Origin of the sequence: Candidatus Acidianus copahuensis (genome assembly GCF_000632495.1) — an archaeon.
GTDB classification, from domain to species: domain Archaea; phylum Thermoproteota; class Thermoprotei_A; order Sulfolobales; family Sulfolobaceae; genus Acidianus; species Acidianus copahuensis.
In genome coordinates this window covers 25,457-47,500 of record NZ_JFZT01000039.1, presented here as the reverse complement: position 1 = coordinate 47,500, position 22,044 = coordinate 25,457, and the positions used below count along the sequence as shown (strand labels likewise).

General features: G+C 35.9%; 23 protein-coding genes, 3 tRNA genes and 1 rRNA gene (1 of these 27 running past the window's edge). 10 read left to right on the top strand and 17 right to left on the bottom strand.

Annotated elements, in window-relative coordinates:
• Window positions 1–317 (top strand): 23S ribosomal RNA (locus CM19_RS04750) (it extends 2,711 nt beyond the left edge of the window).
• Between the two features lie 276 nt (window positions 318–593).
• Here CM19_RS04750 and CM19_RS04745 read toward each other — a convergent pair.
• Complete coding sequence (locus CM19_RS04745; protein ID WP_048099615.1) at window positions 594–1,373, bottom strand: aldo/keto reductase; 780 nt, start codon at window positions 1,371–1,373, stop codon at window positions 594–596.
• Window positions 1,374–2,255: 882 nt separating this feature from the next.
• Between CM19_RS04745 and CM19_RS04735 the strand changes: the two genes are divergently transcribed.
• A complete protein-coding gene (locus tag CM19_RS04735; protein ID WP_048099304.1) occupies window positions 2,256–2,816 on the top strand; it encodes a TetR/AcrR family transcriptional regulator in 561 nt (186 codons plus the stop codon).
• 479 nt (window positions 2,817–3,295) lie between these two features.
• Here the strand turns inward: CM19_RS04735 and CM19_RS04730 are convergent, their stop codons facing one another.
• The 8 genes from CM19_RS04730 to CM19_RS04695 form a co-directional block, all read right to left on the bottom strand.
• Window positions 3,296–3,757, bottom strand: a complete 462-nt coding sequence (locus CM19_RS04730; RefSeq protein ID WP_160164868.1) for a hypothetical protein — start codon at window positions 3,755–3,757, stop codon at window positions 3,296–3,298.
• Between the two features lie 50 nt (window positions 3,758–3,807).
• Window positions 3,808–4,014, bottom strand: coding sequence for a hypothetical protein (locus CM19_RS04725; protein WP_048099302.1), 207 nt, complete (start codon window positions 4,012–4,014; stop codon window positions 3,808–3,810).
• Complete coding sequence (locus tag CM19_RS04720; RefSeq protein WP_048099301.1) at window positions 3,995–4,807, bottom strand: ABC transporter ATP-binding protein; 813 nt, start codon at window positions 4,805–4,807, stop codon at window positions 3,995–3,997. Before CM19_RS04720 ends, CM19_RS04725 begins: the two co-directional genes overlap by 20 nt.
• Entirely contained in the window at window positions 4,804–6,231 is a 1,428-nt protein-coding gene (locus CM19_RS04715; protein ID WP_048099300.1) for a radical SAM/SPASM domain-containing protein, read from the bottom strand. The genes CM19_RS04720 and CM19_RS04715 overlap by 4 nt, the downstream gene beginning before the upstream one ends.
• 34 nt (window positions 6,232–6,265) lie before the next feature.
• Window positions 6,266–6,457 (bottom strand): hypothetical protein, encoded by a 192-nt coding sequence (locus CM19_RS04710; RefSeq protein WP_048099299.1) that lies wholly within the window; start codon window positions 6,455–6,457, stop codon window positions 6,266–6,268.
• Between the two features lie 537 nt (window positions 6,458–6,994).
• A complete protein-coding gene (locus tag CM19_RS04705; protein WP_048099298.1) occupies window positions 6,995–7,150 on the bottom strand; it encodes an AbrB/MazE/SpoVT family DNA-binding domain-containing protein in 156 nt (51 codons plus the stop codon).
• Between the two features lie 72 nt (window positions 7,151–7,222).
• Window positions 7,223–7,438, bottom strand: coding sequence for a hypothetical protein (locus tag CM19_RS04700; RefSeq protein WP_048099297.1), 216 nt, complete (start codon window positions 7,436–7,438; stop codon window positions 7,223–7,225).
• Window positions 7,439–8,244: 806 nt separating this feature from the next.
• A tRNA-Thr gene (locus tag CM19_RS04695) sits at window positions 8,245–8,318 on the bottom strand.
• A 370-nt stretch (window positions 8,319–8,688) separates the two neighbouring features.
• Here CM19_RS04695 and CM19_RS04690 point away from each other — a divergent pair.
• Window positions 8,689–9,483: a DMT family transporter gene (locus tag CM19_RS04690; RefSeq protein WP_048099296.1), complete on the top strand. Its 795-nt coding sequence runs from the start codon at window positions 8,689–8,691 to the stop codon at window positions 9,481–9,483.
• 119 nt (window positions 9,484–9,602) lie between these two features.
• Here CM19_RS04690 and CM19_RS13075 read toward each other — a convergent pair whose 3' ends face one another.
• On the bottom strand, window positions 9,603–9,746 hold the full coding sequence (locus tag CM19_RS13075) for a hypothetical protein (RefSeq protein WP_160164867.1): 144 nt from the start codon (window positions 9,744–9,746) through the stop codon (window positions 9,603–9,605).
• 57 nt (window positions 9,747–9,803) lie between these two features.
• Here CM19_RS13075 and CM19_RS04685 point away from each other — a divergent pair, with 57 nt between their 5' ends.
• Both CM19_RS04685 and CM19_RS04680 read left to right on the top strand, forming a co-directional pair.
• The gene (locus CM19_RS04685; RefSeq protein WP_048099295.1) at window positions 9,804–10,043 is read left to right on the top strand and encodes a winged helix-turn-helix domain-containing protein; all 240 of its coding nucleotides are present in this window, start codon (window positions 9,804–9,806) and stop codon (window positions 10,041–10,043) included.
• Between the two features lie 30 nt (window positions 10,044–10,073).
• Complete coding sequence (locus CM19_RS04680) at window positions 10,074–11,582, top strand: amino acid permease (RefSeq protein WP_048099294.1); 1,509 nt, start codon at window positions 10,074–10,076, stop codon at window positions 11,580–11,582.
• A gap of 165 nt (window positions 11,583–11,747) precedes the next feature.
• On the opposite strand, the gene CM19_RS04675 is transcribed toward CM19_RS04680, so the two are convergent.
• The 6 genes from CM19_RS04675 to CM19_RS04650 form a co-directional block, all read right to left on the bottom strand.
• Window positions 11,748–12,476 (bottom strand): glycosyltransferase, encoded by a 729-nt coding sequence (locus tag CM19_RS04675; protein ID WP_048099293.1) that lies wholly within the window; start codon window positions 12,474–12,476, stop codon window positions 11,748–11,750.
• Between the two features lie 66 nt (window positions 12,477–12,542).
• Window positions 12,543–13,589: a nucleotidyltransferase family protein gene (locus tag CM19_RS04670; protein ID WP_048099292.1), complete on the bottom strand. Its 1,047-nt coding sequence runs from the start codon at window positions 13,587–13,589 to the stop codon at window positions 12,543–12,545.
• The gene (gene glmS / locus CM19_RS04665) at window positions 13,586–15,364 is read right to left on the bottom strand and encodes a glutamine--fructose-6-phosphate transaminase (isomerizing) (protein WP_048099291.1); all 1,779 of its coding nucleotides are present in this window, start codon (window positions 15,362–15,364) and stop codon (window positions 13,586–13,588) included. Before glmS ends, CM19_RS04670 begins: the two co-directional genes overlap by 4 nt.
• Before the next feature lie 16 nt (window positions 15,365–15,380).
• On the bottom strand, window positions 15,381–16,325 hold the full coding sequence (gene mvk, locus CM19_RS04660) for a mevalonate kinase (protein ID WP_048099290.1): 945 nt from the start codon (window positions 16,323–16,325) through the stop codon (window positions 15,381–15,383).
• A complete protein-coding gene (locus CM19_RS04655) occupies window positions 16,322–17,461 on the bottom strand; it encodes a threonyl-tRNA synthetase editing domain-containing protein (RefSeq protein ID WP_048099289.1) in 1,140 nt (379 codons plus the stop codon). Before CM19_RS04655 ends, mvk begins: the two co-directional genes overlap by 4 nt.
• On the bottom strand, window positions 17,458–18,723 hold the full coding sequence (locus CM19_RS04650; protein ID WP_048099288.1) for an MBL fold metallo-hydrolase: 1,266 nt from the start codon (window positions 18,721–18,723) through the stop codon (window positions 17,458–17,460). The genes CM19_RS04655 and CM19_RS04650 overlap by 4 nt, the downstream gene beginning before the upstream one ends.
• A 56-nt stretch (window positions 18,724–18,779) precedes the next feature.
• Between CM19_RS04650 and CM19_RS04645 the strand changes: the two genes are divergently transcribed.
• On the top strand, window positions 18,780–19,133 hold the full coding sequence (locus tag CM19_RS04645; protein WP_048099287.1) for a nascent polypeptide-associated complex protein: 354 nt from the start codon (window positions 18,780–18,782) through the stop codon (window positions 19,131–19,133).
• Here CM19_RS04645 and CM19_RS04640 read toward each other — a convergent pair.
• A complete protein-coding gene (locus CM19_RS04640) occupies window positions 19,105–19,818 on the bottom strand; it encodes a helix-turn-helix domain-containing protein (RefSeq protein ID WP_048099286.1) in 714 nt (237 codons plus the stop codon). The genes CM19_RS04645 and CM19_RS04640 overlap by 29 nt on opposite strands.
• A gap of 37 nt (window positions 19,819–19,855) precedes the next feature.
• Here CM19_RS04640 and CM19_RS04635 point away from each other — a divergent pair.
• The 4 genes from CM19_RS04635 to CM19_RS04620 all read left to right on the top strand — a co-directional run bounded on the left by CM19_RS04635 (window position 19,856) and on the right by CM19_RS04620 (window position 21,925).
• Window positions 19,856–19,931 (top strand) — tRNA-Pro (locus tag CM19_RS04635).
• Between the two features lie 265 nt (window positions 19,932–20,196).
• Window positions 20,197–20,604, top strand: a complete 408-nt coding sequence (locus CM19_RS12730; RefSeq protein ID WP_048099285.1) for an STK_08120 family protein — start codon at window positions 20,197–20,199, stop codon at window positions 20,602–20,604.
• A 179-nt stretch (window positions 20,605–20,783) separates the two neighbouring features.
• Complete coding sequence (locus tag CM19_RS04625; RefSeq protein WP_048099284.1) at window positions 20,784–21,791, top strand: pyridoxal-phosphate dependent enzyme; 1,008 nt, start codon at window positions 20,784–20,786, stop codon at window positions 21,789–21,791.
• 60 nt (window positions 21,792–21,851) lie between these two features.
• Window positions 21,852–21,925: transfer RNA gene (locus CM19_RS04620), tRNA-Ala, on the top strand.
• The last annotated feature ends 119 nt before the right edge of the window (window positions 21,926–22,044 follow it).

The window sequence follows — 22,044 nt, the reverse complement described above, 5'->3', positions numbered from 1 at the left end:
TCGCGAGACAGGTCGGACTCTAAGGGTAGGAGGTGTAGGGTGCTTGAGGGAAAGGTACCCCAAGTACGAGAGGAACGGGGTATCGGGGCCTCTAGTCTACCGGTTGTCCGGTCGGGCACTGCCGGGCAGCCACGCCCTAAGGGATAATCGCTGAAAGCATCTAAGCGAGAATCCTCTCCCGAAACGAGGCACCCTTGCGGGGAAACCCGCGAGAGCCCTCCTCTATAACAGGGGGTTGATGGGGTGGGGATGTGCTCTCCGAGGGCGAAAGTCCGAGGAGTTTAGTCCGCCACTCCCAATAGGGCGAGCCTTAGCATGTAGTCCTTAGGTGGTTGGGTTAAATTAGCCACGATTAGCCTCATTTCTCTTCACTTTTGTTCTTTTTCATTTTGTATTTTTCATTCTTTTGAAGTGAGGGTTATGTGTCCTGTGTTGCAATTTACTTTATGGTCTAATTATGAGATGAGTCACATAAGGGAAGAAGTTAATAGTATTGGTTATTGCCTTTATTCTTAATTGGTTACGTATATCTGATATTTTCTTTTGGCATTTTTATTGAGAACTTTACAAAATCTCCATTTAACGGAACAAGTTCAGAGTTCCTTTATAGTACTTATATCTTCAATATCTAAACTCCATCCATATGCGCCAACTATCTCGTCTATATGTTCTCTTTTTGTCGCTTTAGGTATAGGAATAGAGTTTCTCATCAAATAATTTAAAGCTACTTGAACAGATGTCTTCCCGTACTTTCTACCTATCTCGGCTAAAACCTTATTTTGAATTGACCCTGAAAGAGGCTTATAGGCAATTATCGCTATATCGTTATCTCTATAAAAGTCTATATCCTTCTCTACATTCTTATTCATGACGTTATATTCGATCTCATTAGCTATGATTCTATGTCTAGAATAGGAAATTGCCTCCTCCGTTAACTTCCTTGAAAAGTTGCTTACTCCAATACACTTAACAATTCCCTGATCTACTAGGTAATCCATTGCCTCTATAGTCTCCTTAAGAGGTACTACGTTATTTGGCCAATGAATAAGGTAAAGATCAATATACGTTCCTAACCTAGCATAGCTGTTCTTGGCAGCCTCGATTACCTGTTCATATTTTAGGTGATTTGGCCATACCTTAGTGATAATTACGATCTTCTCTCTATCCTTAATTACCTTTCCAACAAGTTCCTCTGCATGGCCTGCACCATACATCTCTGCAGTATCTATAACGTTAATCCCTTTAGTAATTGCGTAAGTAAGTGAAGAAAGGTCATTCAAATCATTTGTATCATTTCTTTCCCAATAGCCTCCACCAATGCCCCAAGTTCCGAGACCAATAGGAAATATTTTCTTTCCACAAAGCGTTTCCATGTTTAACATTATAAATAGAGTATCCTTTTAACCTTTTACCTTAACTGCTTTATTTAACAAATTACATTCATTGTTTTTCCTTTTCTCTCTTGCAACCTCTAATGCATCGTCTTTCGTAATTGGCAAATATGTATGTTAAGAGAATTTTAGTAATTTCCCCAAACGTTCTTAAACTTCCTCTAGGAAATATTTGCATCAAGCTATTAAACGAAGAGAAGAAAGTCAACAGTTCACTTTTCCCTTTCGATCCTCAAGATCTTCCAAGTGATCCTTAACCACTTTCCTCCTGGAAGACTTCATAAAAAGGGCAGAGGAATTCCTCTTAACTCTTTAATACATGCTTAATAAGGAGTTCCCTTGGGTCGTGATGTGTGATGTTTGCAATGAAATGATACTCTAGAAATACTGTTAAGGAAAAAATGAGAACTGCGCCATATAAAAGAAGACCTTGGGATAGCCAAAAAGGAAAGTATAATTGAAACTCTCCAATTGAAAATTGAGGTGAATTCCAAGCGAGTATAGCAACTATAACAGCAGAGATTGGTTGTAAAGCGTAAAAGTTACCAACAATTGGATCTGTAACTTCTTTCTTGACAATTCCAGGATGAACTATGATCTTTCCTACAATAAATTAGTGAAAAAATAAAAAACAATAGGATTTCTATCCAAACTACTAGCTGTGTAATTTGAGGGAAAAAATTACCTAGAACTAAGGCATAACCTCCTAACCCAAGGGTTATCCCAAAACTCATTATTGAGAATTTTTCTAATGTCATACTGGCTTGTTTGTCTATATATTTAAAAAATTTACCAACTGGTCAAGCAATATGGTCAAATCGGATAGTCAGTAAAATTAATTACGCCTCAATGCGATCTTAACCTATGGAGAAAAGAATTGAAAAGAAAAAGCAAGTACATCAAAAAATAGTTAACGCTGCAAAGGAAATATTCTCTAAAAGAGGATTCAATGAAACTTCAATGCAAGAAATAGCTAGCGCGGCAGGAGTTTCTAAGGGACTACTATTTTGGTACTTTCATAACAAAGACGAACTAATCCTAGAGGTTGCTAGGTCTTCTCTACCTGATAAACTAATAAGGTCATGTCTTGATCAAAAGACAGAAGGAATAGAACTACTAAGGAATATAGGGATGAAGTTCTTGGAGAAATATTCTAATGACGCTGAAAGAAGTCTATTCTTAAACGTCCTATCGCTCCGCGGACAATACCCTGAAATAGCGTCTACAGTATTCAAAGTATGCTCTTCCTTAGTAGAGCAAGTAGCTGAAAGAGTTTTTGGCAATTCTACAATAGAGAACGTGATAAAGGTAAGGGCATTTATGGGAGGATTAATGTGTTATGTGATAAATCCATTAGAATTGAGTGAGGAAGAGTATGTTAATAACTTAATAAGAGGAATAAACGAACAGAAAATAGTAGATTAATTCTGTTAAAAATATGCTTATGATTGATAGAGATTCTCTATTAAAGATAAATAAAATATAATATTCTATTGAGATCTCTGCCTCATCTTATTTTTAGCATTACAGGGAAAGTGATCGTAATTGACTACGATAAGTGATATTGTAACTATAAAATAGAGAACTTAACTCTATAGACTCTAAGATACTCATAACCTTGACCGCATAGAATTTAAAACGGTCTCAAAAAGGTTTCCTTGTAATGATAGGGAGATCATCTAAAATGATTAACATTCAGCAGAAAGGTCTGGGAATTCCTTTTTAGTTACGCATAATCATCTAGATTAGGGCTTTAAAAAATCTAGTCAGTAATTTCTTATTCTCTCTTTCTTTAATAGCTATACAAAAAGACTTTATTCCTTATTAATGAATGTCAAGAGACAAAAACCTATAGACTTCTACATTTTGATTTTAAACAAAGCTTTACAAGAATAGGATTTAAACTACTGAGGAGAAACCGTTGATATTATTTTAGTAATTAAGAATGTTATAGCCAAGTAAGCTAATAGAATGATCTCATAAAATATCCAATTATACACGTTTTCGTTCATTATAGATCTTATAGCTCCTGCCGCATCTACTGTAAATATCGCTTTAGTTACACTACCATAAATTCCTAGTAGGGAAGGCGAATAAAACACAGGAGGAAATATAGAAACCAAATTAGAGAATATTTGAGAACTTACAGTTATGATGGAATACTGTTTGATAAGTAAAGTTATAATAGTTGCAATATTTCCAGAAATTATAGGTAAAGGTAGAACTGTTAGAATTAAAATTGGTAATTTATTTAGGCTAGTGTATAGAAGGAAAATTACTATACTACCAGGTAAGGCTAATAATAGTTGAGATAACGATATGGCTATTGCATAGTCCAAGATGGAAGGGCCTAGCATTTTGATCAATAGTAAGTAATCCCATGATTTGTCGAATGCTAGCCAACCTGCCGTTCCGTTTAGAGCAGAGGTGGTAAAAAAAGAGTTATAAGACCTGCGATGTAATATACTAACTGATCTCTAGGTATCAAGTGACCAATTCCAAAGTATAATCCAAGTGGATAAATTATGCTTGAGAAAAGAATCGAAGCTATGTTTCTTATTCTAGTTTGTCTCTTGAAGTATAATTCCATTAAATACGCTATTTCAGTTAACCTTTTTCTCATCTCCGAATACCTCGTAGTAGATCTCCTCAAGGTTCGGCATTCTTATTTCCACGTCTTCGTCCTTATACTTTCTGATTACTTCCTCTATCTTCTCTTTGGGTACTATTTCCTTCTTTCCCCCAATAGTAACTATGTAAATCTTCCTACCGAAAATTTCTCTATATACCTCTTCTTTATTTCCATAGAGCAAAACCTTTCTCTTCATAAGAAGGAAGTTATCAGCTAATTTTTCTGCCTCTTCCAAGTAGTGGGTAGTTAATATTATTCCTCTTTCTGCCTTCATTGACTTCAAGACGTTATGAATGTGGTTCCTAGACTCTAGATCTAGACCAACTGTCGGTTCGTCTAAAATAAGGTATTTAGACCTTAACGCTAAAACCGAGGCTAAAAGCACTTTTCTCCTTTCACCTCCAGACATTTCATTAGTTGATTTGTTTGGGTCGATTTCAAGAACTTTCAAGATTTCATTAATATCACGTTTGTTCAATTTTATACCTCTTAATTTAGCAAACATATTAACGTGATCTTTTGCGCTTAAGTTGCTTATTGGTATTGAGTTTTGAGGGATAACTCCTAATAGTTCCTTCGCCTTTCTTTCACCCGGTTTATAGTTGTCAATTAGGATCTCCCCTCTATCAGGAGTTAAGTTTCCTATGATTTGCATTATTAATGTGGTCTTTCCAGCTCCATTAGGGCCTATAATCGCAAGTAAACCTTTCTCTAGGTTGAAGGATATATCTTCGTTAGCTAACACTTTTCCATAACTCTTGTAAACATGGCTTACTTCTATCATTTCTGTTTCCTCAAGAACTTCCTTATTTCTGCGTAAGTCGATTCGTCATTTAAAATATCGTTACACATCTCGCATATGCTTACGTAGTCCTTTAACTTTATGCCTAGCTTTTTGTAAAAGAAACCAGGTCCTAGTAAAGTTAACGCCCTTAACGTAGACGTTCTAGACGTAGATAAGACATTTTCGACTCCATCCTTTACGTTTCCTAGTCTTCCGAGCGCTGTAGTTTCAGATCCATTACAGCATGGATACAAATCTCCATTTGGGGTCACAGTTAAGTTGAGAAAGTTAAAACAACTTCCCGTAGGAAAATCCTTAAAACCATTGATATTTCTACCTCTTCCTATTCTAAGGACAGGAGACGATATAACCTTTATTCCCCTTATTATCTCATGGAAATCATTAAACAACTCATCTAGAGAATGATCCATATCACTTAACCATCTTATGTAAAAGCTAAGTCCGGATTTCTTCATATTAGTTATAGCCTTAACTAATTTCTCTTTTTTCCAGAACTTAATGTGGTATGGCGTTATGCTAAACTCTATGTCATTAAAGCCAATGCGCTTAATCTCATCTATCTTGTTTTCATTTAATGCCCATACTCCATTAGTTGCGAAGCTTATTGAATATCCTAAATTTTTTGCGTACTTAGCAATTTCCAAAAAACTTTCCCAAATTAGACTAACCTCTCCACCTGTAAAATGAACTCTTTTCTCAATATATGGAAGATAAAGACATTGCTCCAGGACAGACTTAGCTATCTCCAATTTCATTACCTCTTTCCTTTTAGGTGAAGAATTAACGTAGCAATGTTCACACGTAAAATTGCACTTATAAGTAAGCTCTAGCACTATTCCTTCAAATTGCCAGATCAAAAAAGCCTTTAAAGGGTCATGTCTGACGTAGGTCCTTGATATGTTTAAGAACATGTGGGGTTTTAAAACGTCCTCAAGTTGGACTATTTTTTCAACTTTAAACGGATTCAGATAAACCTTATATTTATCGCCTATTTTTTCAACTAGTTTTAGATCGTTATAAAACCAAACGTCTTCGTCATCTAATAAATATACTTCAATCAAAGTTTTATTCACGATCTCGGAATCTAATAAATTCCTTGAAATCTCTTTATAAAATAAAAGGAAAAAATAAGTTGAGAAGCCTCTTAAATACGTAATTATTTTGATAATACTTTTGTCATCATTATTAGGGTATAAGAGAACTAGACCTAAGTCCTTGTTGCTTATGTGATTTAACAAACTGAGGAGTTTGTCTTTAAGCTCAGGAAGTTTAGATACGTCAAAACTATCAAATATAATGTAAAGCTTAAGGACGTGATTTGATTGAATTATATTACTTACTTCAGAGTATTTATCTAAAAATAAATTAGCATTTATTGCAAGTAACCTAAAATCTTTTGGCACGTCACAAATTTCGTTAAGTAAAAAAATCAAAATTCTATCCCCATGGGGATTTAGTATCAGTCGGATCAGTTGCAGTAGTGGGAGTTACAGGTAATAGACTCAAATTGACTATCTCCTCCACACTTTTAATTCCTGAAACTTTTAATATTTTCTTTATAAATGTTATATCCTTCTTAGAAAGGTCTACTTTGGCTAAAAAAATGGAAAATAAATCGTTATTATTCACGTTACGACACCATATTTAATTTTAGAAATATATTATATAAGGTTTGTGGCTATATGTAGAATAAACAATATTTTTTGACGAATGTATTAATCTTGGTCATTTATATTTTTAAAAAGGGGTTTTACGGGCATTTATTGTCTATGAAATACTTGGGATACACCACTTTGCGAACAAAGTCCATTATTACGTTCCATTAGCGAGCTAACCCTATCTACACCATCGAGGCAGGCGTAGGGAAATCCGCACATCCTTAGTTCCTCCCTATCCTTTTTCAGTCCCTTCTTCAGGTCTGCATTACTTAAGCGTGGGACAGATAATTGCTGTGTTTTTAAATATAGGTATCTTGGAAAGGGAAATATCGTAAAATGTGTAAAATCCCACAATTTAAGCGAGACTGCTTTAAACGGGAGTTTTCCTTCCTCTTAATCAAAAAATAATAGTGAATTAAAAACTTTTAATTTTCTCTTAATTTTTAACATAGTTTAATCCATTATCCGCAGGGTCTTCTGATTTCTTTCAGTAGGATATAGAGAGGGCTTACTCTTTAGTTACTATTATCTTAACTGTTCCCTCTTTATCGTTATAAACTACTTTAACTAAGTCCCCTTCCTTAATCTGAAATTTTTGTCTTATTTTTGCTGGTATTGTTACCTGATAGTTTCTACTCACTTTTACTATATCTTCTGCAACCATTTTTCTTTCCTAATATAATTAGAACACCAGATTATTAAATTTTAATATATAAAATGAATAGCTGAGTATTGTTTATGAGAACTTACACGATTTTGGTATTTTTAAAAGTAGTCTTGTAACCATTTGTAGACATTCCTCTTCATTATCTTTACACTCAAAAAGCTTAAACTTCCCTAACTGGGCAATTTTTAATGTTTCCTCTGTTATATTTCTCACTACTAGAATATTTTGATCGATTTCTTTAACGGTGATCTCTTTATTGTTCCACATAAACTTTACTATTCCCATAGTAGAAGCACTAAATTATTTGTTCTTTTCATATTTATCTTAAACTCTTTGGTAATAGTCGACCTCGTAACTGCTTTATTCAAGAGATGTGGCTATTATGTACCTTAAAACCAGTATCTAATACAAAGGAATTTCAATACGATGAGTTAGTGAGGAATTCTCGGCATTAAAGTGGAAAACATAGACGCATGATTCTAATGATCTAGAAGCAGCTTTTGCTCTCCTCTGAAAATTCCGTTGATATCTTTGTTGACAAACAACAATTAAGGTAAAGTATTCCCCTAATTCAGTTTTAATTCTATAAGAAATGGACTTATAGTCAAGATTCTAACCCAGTACCTCTACCTTAGCTAGACCGGTGATTCGGTTGATCTCAAAAATGGTAGATAGTGCTTATCCGTATGTTAGTGATAGGCTCTCTTTTAAAAATAAATGTAACGCTTTTCCCATAAGTGCTTATTTGATGCTGTTAATACATGTTAATCAATCATGAATAAGTAATTTTGAATACTAGTAATCACGCATAAAATTACAAAATTTTCTATCCCAAGTAATTTGAAATATCTTTCAGCTTAGGGAAGAGTGGTAAAGGTTTATGTTGGATAAACACCCAGATTAGAATTGGAAGGAAAATTATAGATAAACAATACTTCAAGGTATATGTAGACATATTACTTTCAGCTTCAGCAGGCCCTGGCGTAATACGTTCCACTAAGCTTACAAAGATTATCTAACGGCTTATCTGATTTTCTTTTCCTAAAAGATGTAGTCAGTCGTTTTAGGTTCTTTCAAAATAACAAGAAATAAGCCGCGGCCGGGATTTGAACCCGGGACCTCTGCCTTACCAGGGCAGCGCTCTACTAGGCTGAGCTACTGCGGCACATATTTTAGGTTTAATTCAAGGTTTAAAAGATTTAGCATGGCGAAAACCCTTAACTCTGAGTCCTAGCAGGGGCGTGGCGTCCTCGTCCTACTGAACCTTAGACTTAAAATCATAATAGTAAAAATATCTAAATATTAAGATTTAGTATTTACAAAGTTTATTTTCTAACTAAAAAGTTAAGAAAACTCAAAGGGTACGCTTAACATCTCATCTACTGGTGGTTAGGAACCAGTTAGATCCTCTAGAGTTTTATACTCATATACCTCAGCAAGGCAAGGGTTAATTAAGAAGCAGTAAGATCGACCAAAAGGTCAAATTAGTTCCCCTAATAGGCGAACTAATAATTTTGTATGTCTTAAGGTAAACCATGAATAAGTTTTACGCTATTCTAGTGATAGGTGGTATCTCCTTTGGTTTTGCTGCAATATTTATAAAGATCTCCGGAATGTCACCAGGTTCTATTACGTTCTTTAGATTTGCAATTGCTGGTCTAATTCTCTCTTTAGGTAAAATCAATCCTAGGAAAATATTGCAATACGCTCCTCTTGGTTTTCTCCTTTCCATTCATATGATTCTTTTTATCTTAGGAGTTTATAATACAACAATAATAGACGCAACAGTTCTGGTTTCCACTTCGCCTTTTTTCTCGATACTTTTTGCATCTCTAGGTAAGTTCAAAAGTGAGAAGTTAGACTATGAAATGGCTTCTCTTGGTTTTTTAGGTGTATTGATCATGAATTATCCGTTAAATAATGGAGATCTTTTAGGAAATATACTTTCCATTTTATCAGCACTAAGTATATCGATTTATACTCTACTGTTAAGTAAGAGGAGTGGGAACGTACTTGAGATAACTTCAAGTATTTACTTATCATCGGCGTTCTTTTCTTTCCCTTTATTTGCAATTGAAGGTTTAGGCAAAGTTAACTTAACTTCAATTTTAGCTTTAATCGGGCTAATATTAATACCAACATTAATTGGACACACATCAGTAATTTATACGTCAGGAAAGGTTAAACCACAACATATAGAGACAATAGGTCTTTTAGAACCCGTTGTAGCCACAATTATTTCAATACCGCTCTTTAATCAGATTCCGTCAGTTACTGAGGTAGTTGGTGGTTTCCTTGTTCTGCTTAGCGTATTAGTGATTATACGTTAATCACTCTGACTTTCCTAATTTGGATATATGGATTACTGTGTTGGAGGAGGCTATACATGAATAACTTGGTCAGTCTAGGTTTGGCTTTACGGACATTCATTGTCCATGAAATCCTTGGGCTACACCAAGTTCATTACTACGGCTCTCTCATTAGCACTGAGAAATTGTGTGAAATAAGCTTTGTATTTCTCAGAATAGTTTACACATCCTTTGGTGGGATCTCCACCTAACTCCAAGATAGATAAAGATGGAAACTGAATCATTTCCTTTAAGGTTAAACCGTAACATTTAAGTCGAATTTAGACTATTCTCTTTATTATATGAGTGAAAGAAAAGGAAAGCTATCCACGATAAAAATAAAGATTATAACTTTTCTTTGTGTGGGTGAAGCGTCTTTCAAGGAGATAAAGGATAATGTAAATCTTTCTACTGACTCTTTAAAGTTCCATTTAGCAGATCTTCAGGCCGACGGGATAGTAGAAATAACAAAGAAGCGTTATCATCTAACTAAAGAAGGTCTTCTTTTATGTAATGAATATAGTCGAACAAATGTTCGATAGACTTAAAAACATTTTAGATAAATTAAATCTATGTCAAAGTTTCTTAGAGAATCATCAGGATTAATGAAGGACGTTAGTTTGAGAGATTTGGTTATGTTGAACGTGGCTAATATGGGAGCGGGATTAGCGGTATTTCAAGGTATATCTCCCTATATAGTAAAGGGAGGAGTTCTATGGATTTCTTCGTTATTGACTTTTCTTCTTTCTCTTCCATTGGTTTTTGTTTATACTTGGCTTATGATGAGGATACCTAGAACTGGCGGGGATTACATATGGCTTTCAAGAAAGTTACATAGCGGTCTAGGTAGCATTATGGGGGTAGCTATAGCTTTCAATATGCCACCATATTTTGCACTTTCAGCCTTCTTCTCAGCTGTAGCTATAAATGCTGTACTCTCTGAAATAGGTGCATTAAATCACCTTGGTTTCCTTACTTATCTAGCTAATAATGTCTTTGTAAATCCTTATAATAATGTTGGTTTAATTCACGACATGATAATTTACGTCGTTGCTGCCGTAGCTTTCGCAATTATCATAGGCGTAAACATAGCCAAGCCTAGATGGGGTTATAGTTTAACTACAGTGCTAGGTCTAATCTCCTCAGCAGGTTTGATAATAGCTATGATTATACTTGCAATAAATATTCCAGACTTTCATGAAAGTATATCTAGATTTCTCTCAGTCTGTAATTTATCTTCAAAACCCTATACTGGACCTACGTTTAGTTTACCTGCAACTCTTTACATGATACCTTATTTTGCATCTTACGCTTATATTTGGCTTTACGCTGGTCCTGCAGTTGCCTCTGAGGCTAAGGAAGGATCATTGAAGTATAACCTTATCCTTGGGAGTATAATGACAGCTATAATGATAACTCTTCCATTCTTTCTTATGGACATTGCTGGAGGATATGCTTTTAATGCCTCGCTTTATCCTACCTTTACCTATAATTTTTGGCAAGTTTCTATCGCTTTATCTCCTCTACCTCTTCAAGTTCTTCTTGGGATAACTCTAATAGCGTGGAACTTCTTTATCATGGCTTTTGGAATAATAGTCTTTTCTAGGTATATATTTGCCTTCTCTTTTGATAGGCTTTTTCCATCAATATTTGCTAAGCTTAATAAGGCATCTTCTCCAATTTATGCTCATCTTCTTGATTTGCTGGTAACGCTCGGATTCTTAGCCATCCCTATAATTTCCGTAAGTGGGGCTGAGTCGCTTTACGCATATACTCCGTTGGCTGTAGCGTACCTTTTCCTAGTCTCTTTGACAGGTATTAAAGTAGGAAAGCATGATAAGGACACCAAGATTATAATTTCAGGGGTAATTTCCGCTATTTTTATGTTATTCCTAGGCTACGAATCCTTCACAAACCCTTACTTCGGAGTTATCTCTTCAACAGGTATTAATATGATAGGAACGGGTTACATAATTAGTTTAGTTGGACTAGGTGTAATAACTTACATTCTAGCTAAAATAGTTAGGAGAAAGCAAGGAATAGACATAGACGTTGTATATAAGGAAATTCCTCCGGATTAGATTTCTAAATCTCTTCATGATATTATAATATCTCAGTAACTTTTATGTTAGCATCATCTATATGTTGTGTGAACTTAGTTAAATGACTAGCAATTTGAGACGTTAGAATTGAAAGTCATGGCCTTTTGAAAGGTAGAAGTCAGTTTAGTAGGAAAAAGGCATGTATTACCTGAGCCTTCTTAAAATCAAGTCTTGAACTTTTAGAAATGTTTTACTTTGTAAAATGCCTCTAAGCGGAGAGTAATAAACTCTGAGCTTAATTAGGGAAAGGAACATTAAAATAATTACCTTAATCAACGACCTCGATATCTTACTATTACTCTCATCATGTACATATCCTACTTCTATTTCACGTACCTTATACTTTCTCCTCTTGAATGCATAAATCAAATTAATATCTATTAGGAGATCATTTATAATGATCTCATCTAGAACATTTTTAGCTTTATTTCCATTTAGTACTTTAGCTCCTCCCTGAAAATCAGATATATTTGCAAGTGATGGAAAAAAGAGTTTTACTAGAAAGATAAATGACCCATGTAAAAATCTTCTTTTCCAAGGCATTCCAATGATCTTCCTCTTAGGTATGACTAGATCAGCGTCAGTAGAGATCATCCTTAAAGCGTCATCTTTAGAGAGAGGTATATCGGCATCAATAACGAATATTCTTTCTCCTGTTGATCTTCTTATTCCCTCTTTTATTGCTCCGCCTTTTCCTAACCTTTCCTTACTTTCGTATATCTTTGCTTGAAATAATCTAGCTACTTCTGGTGTTTTATCTTTTCCATCAAATATAACTATAATTTCTGATGATGGTAACCATTTTTCTAGAGTGTTAATCGCGTTACCTATTCTTTTTTCCTCATTGTAAGCAGGTATAACTATTGATAACATTTTTTATATGAGAAGAAATTAAAAGTTATTAAAGATTTCTCTTATGTTCTAGGAAAAAATGAAGAGTTAAACCTTATATCCAGGTTCTAGAACACTACCATGTTTTATTTCTTTCCAAGGAGAAATTAGGGCTCCTAATTTATTTACCTTTCCTCTACTTGTCTTTGCTGGATAATTAGCAGTTATTACTGATGAACCAATATTTGCTTCCCTGCCTATGACCGAGTAAGTCAGATAACTCTTTGATCCTATTATGGCCTTAGGCTGAATTAGCGAATGCGATACTTCGCAGTAAGCTCCTACTTGAGCTCCTGTTTCTATAGAGGAGTAATCCCTTATTAGGGAGAACGAACCAATGTAAGCGTTTTTGCCAATATATGCAGGGCCCTTAATATCTGCAAAGTCATCGATTATAGCTCCATCCTCAATTATAGCTTTACCTATTACTGCTGTTCTTGATATTAACGAATCTCCTATAATTGTCTTCCTATTTCTGAGCATCATCTCTACTGCATTTATTAGGTCTTCAGGATAGCCTATATCTGCCCACTCTCCTGACCATATAAAGTACTTCGCTTTTTCTGATATCCTTGAAAGGTATTCGAGCAAATCATCGAAGTCCCCCCTTGGTAAAACGTAAGCTCCTCCTAAAGCTAGAGTTGATTCTCCATCTTTAACTATCTCTAACTTTTCATTTCTTATTCTAGCTAACCCATATGTTTGGATTCCCTCATTTACTGGAACTAAGGAAAACACTGCTTCGCCATTTACCGCATAAGCATTCATTAGATTTATGTAAAATTCTGGAGGAGAGACTATGTCCCCAAAAGTTAGGACAAAGTAATCGTCATCTATTTTCTCCATTCCATCTCTGACAGCCCCAGTGATTCCAGGAGTTTTTTGTCTAACTAGTTCTATGGGTAAATCTACATCAATCTGCACTCCTCTATCGTTAATTATTACAACTGCTTCTTTAATCCCTGCCTTCTTTAATCCCTCTAAAGAATAAGATATTATCGACTTTCCTAGAAGGCTAATTGATTCCTTTTGCTCTCCTTCAGTAAATGGGAGTAGACCCTCACCTCTTCCGGCAGCCAAAACTATTGCCTTCAACGCACTGTCACCGTCTTAGCCAAGTTTCTTGGTTTATCCGGATCCGTTCCCTTAATTACTGCAGATCTATACGCCAAGATTTGTATAAGCGGGGCTATAGCCAAAGGAAATAGCCTCTTATCATTAACCTTTATGAGTATTTCTCTATCAGTATTTAAACTTTTATTGATCGAAATTGAATAAGTTTTAGAACCCCTAGCCTTCATTTCTTGTACGTTATCTTGTAGACCAAGATCCTCTTCACCATTGATAAAAATCACTGGGAACCCTTGAGTTACTAGAGCTATTGGTCCATGCTTACTTTCCCCAGCTGGATAAGCCTCAGAGTGAATGTAAGCTATTTCCTTGACCTTAAGAGCTGCCTCCATCGCAAGTGGAAGAGAAAGCCCTCTGCCTAAAAAGTAAGCATTACTTTGTTTGGCTAGTTCCTCGCCAAAAGCTGAGGCTTTTCCGCTCAAACTTAATGAGTCTTCTACAACGATATGGGCATTCCTCAAGTATGAGAAGTCTTCGTCCTTAATCGCAGACCATAGTAAAAGCAAAGAGGCAACTTGTGAAGTAAAAGTCTTAGTAGCAGCTACTCCAATTTCTGGACCTGCACTAGTATATAAACTAACGTCACTTTGCCTAGAGATTTCACTGTAAATTACGTTTGTCAGTGAAATGATTTTCGAACCTTCTGCCTTAAACTTACCAATGGCCAATCTAACATCAAGCGTCTCACCACTTTGGCTTATTGCAAGGATTGAGTCATCTGTAGAAGTTCTATAGTTATAGTACTCTGAGGCAATTACAGGTATTGCGTTAATACCTTCTCTTTGAAGGAGGATTGAGAATAGTAGCCCTGCATGATAGCTTGTTCCAGCACCAACTATTAAGATTCTTCTAGAGTCTTTCAAAATCTTAACAGCTTTCATGACTTCATCAATATCCGCTAATAGTCCAGAAATTGTTTCCTTTACCGATCTAGGACTTTCCATTATCTCCTTTTCCATGAAGTGCCTATATCCCTCTTTAGATGCAGACTCAGCATCCCAGTTTATGATCTTTATTCTATCGTTTACTTCGATTTTTTCTCCCTTGTGTTCAATGTAAACTCCACCATTTAGAGGGCTATCCGCGGTAAGATATCCTACTTCGTCATCAGAAATAACAACAATTGTCTTAGTATACGGAAGAAAGCTCGGAATATCGCTGGAAATGTAATTTGTATCCTCTCCTATTCCTATAACTAATGGATTATACTTTTTTGCAAAATATATTCTATTATCCCCTCTGATTACTGCAAGGATAGCGTATGTTCCCTCAATTGCATTAACTGTTGCTTTGAACGCAGAAAAACTATCCATTCCTCGTCTCTTGAACTCCTCTATTAGATGAGGTATTATTTCAGTATCAGTTTGACTCTTAAACTTATGTCCAAGCATTTCAAGTTCAGCTTTTAGCTCCCTAAAGTTCTCAATAGTACCGTTATGAACAACTGCTATTGAATTACTACAGTCAGTATGTGGATGTGCGTTGTAGTCCGTTGGAGGACCATGAGTAGCCCATCTTGTATGACCTAGAATGACCTTCCCTCTTATTGAATTTACATCGAACTTATGAGAGAAGTCCTCTACTTTTCCCTTCATTTTTACTACTTCAAGATTATCCCCTAGTGTAGCTACACCAACACTATCATATCCCCTATAACTAAGCCTATCTAGACACTCCACTGCTATTTCTGCAGTCTGTCCTTCCCTTCTCTTCGTCACTATTCCTATGATTCCGCACACAAACTTTAACTTCAATTTACTGTCTTATTTCTTTTATCATTACTCCTTCGTTTGATTGTTTTGAATTTATCAGTTTTGCTCCAATGTAAGATAAAAGAATTTTAGATCTTTCATCTTCTGTACAGACTACTAATCCTCCACCTCCTCCTCCACTTATCTTACATCCTTGAATTCCAAGAGTTTTGGCTGAAGAAACCATTTCATCTATTGGTGGGATCGTTATTCCCAATGACATGAGAAGACCGTGATTTACGTACATAAGGTTACCTAACTCCTCCCTATCATCATTCTCTATTGCTTTCTTTGCTCTATCAACAGTTTTTCCTATTGTAATAATGATTTCCTTAAAAAGGTCTTCGTCCTTTTCCTTTAACGCTTTTACTCTCTTAAGGATCTCAGCTGTAGTAGACGTTCTCTTTATATAACCCGCTGAGATCTTTACCTCTTTATTTATCTTTTCATATCCTCCTTCCCTTTTAAAGTAGAGAAGACCCCCAATTGATATCGTGTTAGTATCCATTCTGCTGCCAATTCCCTGAACCTCTAATTCCACCTTATGGGATATCTTGGCGATTTCTTCTTTACAGAGTTGATAACCTAAGAACTTAGAATATGCGGAAACTATTCCAACTATTATACCAGCGCTAGTTCCGAGCCCAACTGAAGGTTCAACGGGTGACTCTACGTCTATTAGAGCCGGTTTTCTTTTACCGAAGTGATCTACCGCATGAATCACGTAAGATAAAATCCTACTCGCCTCTTCACTTTCTAACTTCATTCCATCAAGTTCGACCTTCACTCCTTTAATTGCTAAGGAGTTGGACTTGAATATCAACTTGTCGCTCTCCATGATTCTTATCACCATTTTTTCAGATATCGTCATTGCTATTGCTGGTTCTCCATATACAACGGCATGTTCTCCGAATAGAGTTGCCTTTAGTGGAACTTCCACGGTAATCATGAACTCACCGGCACGTTTTGAGGAATCAAAAGGGGATCTTCTTTTTTTATAATAGAGATCAGCTCATCTAATGTCATAGTTCTTTGGTCATTATTTCCTCTTATTCTAATAGTTAGAGTGCCTGTCTTTATTTCCCTTTCTCCTATTATGCCCATGTAGGGGATCCACTCTGTTCCCGCTCTCCTTATCCTATTACCTAGACTTTCTCTAGCATCTATTTGAACTCTAAGACCTGCATCTTTCAATTTGTTTGCAAACTCAATTGCGACTTGTAGCATGTTCTCCTTAACAGGAAGTAGTCTTACATGGATTGGAGAAATCCAAAGTGGAAGGATTGGAGTTGGCATATTCCTAGCCTTAAAAAGGATGTAGTAAATAAGACCACCAATATCTACTGACGTTTTACCATCATAAAAGTCCCAGACTTTTACTTCATTCTTTGAGTCATGAAAATTTTTTGGAAAATCTAATTTAGCTTCTCCATTAAAAACTATTATCATCCTAGGATCTTCGTTAATACAAGGAAGAGGTCTTCCCTGAGGTTGAAGGAACTTAACTGCCATTGAACCTTTAGGTATATCTTCAGTATTTCCTAGAATAACGCTTTCTGGTTTAAATATAGTCTTAAGATACTCTAGTGTAGCGTTCTTCATAAAGGATGCATTAGCAGAATATGGAAAGCCAAACTTATTGCATACATCTAGCTCCTCAGTTTTCACAAGTTCTGAACCTTTTGTAATCCTTCTTGATAACTCGCTTAATGGATGACCAATACAAGATATTGTAAAAGCCTTATACCAACCAAAAGGAGATCTGTATACCTCAACTTTTTCTTTAAGCCTTTTCTCAATCTCTTTAAGGATCGAGATCGCGGTTACTGGATCTGATAGATTTCTAGACAAATGAGCATATGGATAAATCACAACGGATGTTGCCTTTATCTTTGAGTAAACATCTAACACGTTTTCAACAGCTTTCTCTATTACTTCATTATCATCACCTTTTTCTACGGCGGTAAAAACAACTAAGACGTTTTCCTTTTTTAAAGAAGGGAGATAATCCTCTTCTGCTAAATCAACAGCTTTCTCTTTCGTCTCATAGGAGAAGTTTGATGCATGAATGAAAAGTTGTATCATAGCTTTATTTCTTGTCCGTTTTCCGGGACTATAACTTCTACTCCTAATTCTTGCTTAGCGTATTCAGCAAAGTATTGAGCGCTGTCTGGAGAAGAGTGAACCACTATAACTTTTTGCAGGTTATTTGATGCCTTTAATATTTCTAAGAGTTTATTCTTACCGGCATGGCTTGAAAAGTCAAAGAGTTGGAGTCTAGCCTTAAGTAAACTTGAGTCGTCATCGAACTTACCTAATTCAAGTAATTTTCTACCAGGAGTGTTTTCTGCTTGGTAGCTTACTAAAAATATAGCGTTCTTTGAATTTTCAGCCATTTTCTTGAAGTAATATACAGCTGGCCCTCCTTTTAGCATTCCAGCACTTGCGACTATTACCCCGTTACTTTTCCATGCCCTGTCCCTATCCTTCCATCCATCCACATATCTAAACTCATCAAATGCCTTTCTTAAAGCATCATAGTTATTTATATACTGTCTATTATCTATCATTAACTCCATGATCTTTCTTACCATTCCATCGTAGAAAACTGGATACTCTAAGTCTCTTTCAGCAAGAAGGGCTAATATCTCTTGACTTCTTGATAGGCTAAATGCTGGAATTAGCACAGTACCTCCTGTCTCAAGAACTTCTCTTATTGAACTGTAGAACTCATCCTCTACACTTTTCCTTTGAGGATGATTAAACCTTCCATACGTAGCTTCAGTTACTATAACCTCCGCGCTTTTCATTATCTCGAGGTCTGCTGGTGACATGAGTTTTGTATTTGCAACATTTATATCTCCAGTATACGCTACATCATGCTTTGATGTTTTGACTAGTGTTATTGCACTTCCAGGTATGTGACCAGCATTTGCCATTTTTACTTGAAAAGATCCTACCTCAAATTCTTGTCCGTAGTTAACGCTCTCAAAGTTTTCCATCGTTTTTCTTACCTCAACCCACTCATATGGAACTCTAGGACCTGAAATCTTTAGAAAGTCCTTAAGGATCAATTCAGATATTAGTTTAGTCAACCTAGTTCCATAAAGCGATTTACTTGTAGATATCTGGTATATTGGCAAAGCTCCCACGTGATCTAAGTGTGCGTGAGACACTAGGAATGCCTTAATTTTTGACGGCGAATCCTGCAATGGATAGTTAGGACTATCGTCAGGGTTAAAGTTAACCCCGTAGTCTAATACTACGCTTCCTTCAGAGTCGTTGACCTCAATAGCAGATCTACCGACCTCCTGTCCTCCACCTAAGATTTTTATACTACAACTCATTTGGTTAATGATTAGAAACCGTAAATATTAAGTTTGTGTAGTTTCATATTTAATTGATGAAGAAGATATCACAAAAAGATCTAAAAAATCTTCAAAGAATGGGAATAAAGGCAGAGAATATAGATGCTATTAGGGTTATAATTGAAACTAAAGATGAGAATATAATTATAGACTCTCCAACAGTTATAAGGACTAGCGCAATGGGGCAAGACGCTATAATGGTTTCTGGAGGACAAGAAAGAGTAGAGAAGAAAGTTGTACAGAGTAATGTCGAGATAAAGGACGAAGATATTAAGTTTGTTGCACAGCAAACTGGAAAAACTGAGGTTGAAGCTAAAGATGCATTAATAAAAGCGAAAGGAGATATAGCTCAAGCAATACTTATTCTGAGTGAACAGCAAGGTCCTTAAGCGATTTCAAGAGTTTTTCTTCACTTGCCTTAGTCGAAATTACTACACTTATTCCCTCTTTTTCGGCTAAGTCCATTGCTAAGGGATCCATTTTTAGAGGTCTATGAAACACTACTACCTTTGGTTTAACTGGAGAAATCTTTAGAGCTATCATAGGAGATCTTCCAGAAGACACTTTAGTGAATATTATTGTTCTATTAAAAACAAGTGACAAAAATTGATAGAACTCCATTCCGTTTAGGGTTGCAATAGCGTTTATACTATCTGTAACTACATAGCCGTATATTTTTTCAGCATTTATCATCGTTCCGATAGGTATTCCATCAATTGCTATAATTAAATCGTCAAGTCTTACTGGAGTCTCAAAGTCTCTTAGATCCTGGATAAATGAAAAGTTTAAGGTGAAAGCTTTCCCAAGTTCAGATATAACTTTAAGCCCTCTTTTTCTGTCTATCTCCATTAATCCCTCAACGAACTTTTTGACAAAAGCGCTACCTGGCTGTCTTCTGTTTCTTTCGTAATCTGCTATAACTGTTTGTTTTATACCTAAAGTTTTTGCAAGTTCTGATTGGGATACGTTAAACATCTCTCTCCATTTTCTCATGGCAACTCCTGAATTTGAGCTCCATACTATATCTCCGCTGATCCTCTTACCTATAGCTTCAATTACATAATCACTTTCCATAAAAAGATATTAAAGCTTTGACTATAAATTTCAACAAGGGCCCGTAGTCTAGCTTGGATTAGGATGCGACGTTCGGGTCGTCGTGATCCCGGGTTCAAATCCCGGCGGGCCCACTGACCCATTGTTACTTTACTTTTACTTTAATTGAGAGTTAGGTGGATAGTGTCGTCGATTGCTGATAAAATCCTAATAACCACGTTAATTACTATCTAACTGATAGATTTACCATATTTTGCGACACTGTGGTCAAGTGAATTAACATGCGATTATCTTTAACTATATTACGGAATATCGATATTGTGTAATTATCAGGATTCTACAGTGCTATAACCTAGCAACTTACGATAAATTTTTTTATTAAATCTTTTTGTTAAATATATGCTGATAGTTGATGAAATACCTATCAAGCTATATGGAAATGAAATAAAAATCTTTGCAGATCCCGAATTTCTTTTGCCAAATCTACTTGGGGGAGAGATGGTAAAAGTAGATGGGAAGGAATTTACAGCACAAATTCCTATGAGAGGGGGAGGAGCCATGATAGCCTTCGGAAGTATTATGGTATCGTCAAATTCTGTTACATATTTTATCGATATAGCTGGATATGGAAAAGGAAAAGGAGGGAAGATTAAACTGACGCTGAATTCCTCCATTATTCGCATCGAGATTGATATGAAGTTACCTATTGAAATCCTTAATGCTGGAGTAATTAAAGGAAAAGTGAAGGATTTTAAGACCAAAATCGAAGAGCTATTAAGACAGGAAAGAATAAGGAGAAAACTCTAAAAGAACCTAGTTGATTGAAAAATTTTGTAAAAGAAGAAATTAATTTGCCTACGGTTCCCAATTATATAAGATTAATATGTATATATAATGTAAAGATTTATCTCCATTAACACTTATTACACAAAGTTGGGAGAAAAATTTTAAGGTAAAATTAAAGACCATGACTTGTATTTATAGCGATGAAGGTTATCTGTGCTCGTTGCGGTAAGGAAAGGGAATCCATGGAAGTAAGATGCAAAAGATGTGGAGGACCTTTTAAGGTTGATCTTGAGGACCTCCCTCTATCAAAAAATATGAGGGAAAACTTCCCCTACCTAGAGAAATGGATATCTCTAGGTGAGTGGAATACCCCGTTGATCATGGAGGGAAAAATTATGTATAAACTTGATTTCTTGAATCCTACTGGTTCTTATAAGGATAGAGGGTCTGTTACTCTAATCTCCTACCTGAAACAGAAAGGTATAACAAGCATCTCTGAAGACTCATCAGGAAATGCTGGCGCGTCTATAGCTGCCTATGGTTCTGCAGCAGGAATGTCAGTAAAGATCTTTGTCCCCTCATCAGCTAGAGGAGCAAAATTAAGGCAAATAGAAGCTTACGGTTCAAAAGTTATCAAAGTTGATGGGAGTAGGGAAGACGTTTCTAGGGCTGCAGAGAGTTCAGGATCTTACTATGCTTCTCACGTTTTACAACCCTTCTTTAGAGATGGGATAAGAAGTCTTGCTTATGAGTTAGCCAGACAGGCACAGAAGATAGATGAAGTGTTTATACCAACTTCTGCTGGAACTCTTCTTCTAGGACTTTTTGAAGGATTTAGACACCTAACATCTCAGGGTATTATAAGAGATATACCTAAGTTAATTGCAGTTCAAACTGAACAAGTAATGCCAGTTTGTAGTAAACTTAATGGGGTTCAGTATTCCCCACCAGAAAAAGTAACATCTTTAGCCGATGCTTTGGTTTCTACAAATCCTTTTCTCTTAAAGGAAATGATAGATATACTAAAGAAATACGGAGAATGTGTAGTAGTAAATGAAGATGAGATTCTTTCGTCTTGGAGAGAACTTGCCCGAAAAGGATTATATGTAGAATACTCATCTGCAACAACGCTTGCCGCACTCAAGAAACAAGGAAGTGAAGGTTTTTCCGTACTTTTGCTAACGGGAAGTGGCTTAAAGATTGGCTAGGAAGTTCTGCTAATAAGGAGAAAGAAGTATTTAAATATCCTTTTTCGTATTTCTTCTTGTGGGCCGGTAGCTCAGCCTGGAAGAGTGCTCGGCTTGCACCCGAGAGGTCCCGGGTTCAAATCCCGGCCGGTCCATTGCTTGAACACCACCATCTTTTTCAATATTATGCATTCATTGATTATCTACAGGTTAAGCGTAAGTTTCTTTATGTAACTTCATTATACTATTACAGATGTAAATTCCATTTCTATTA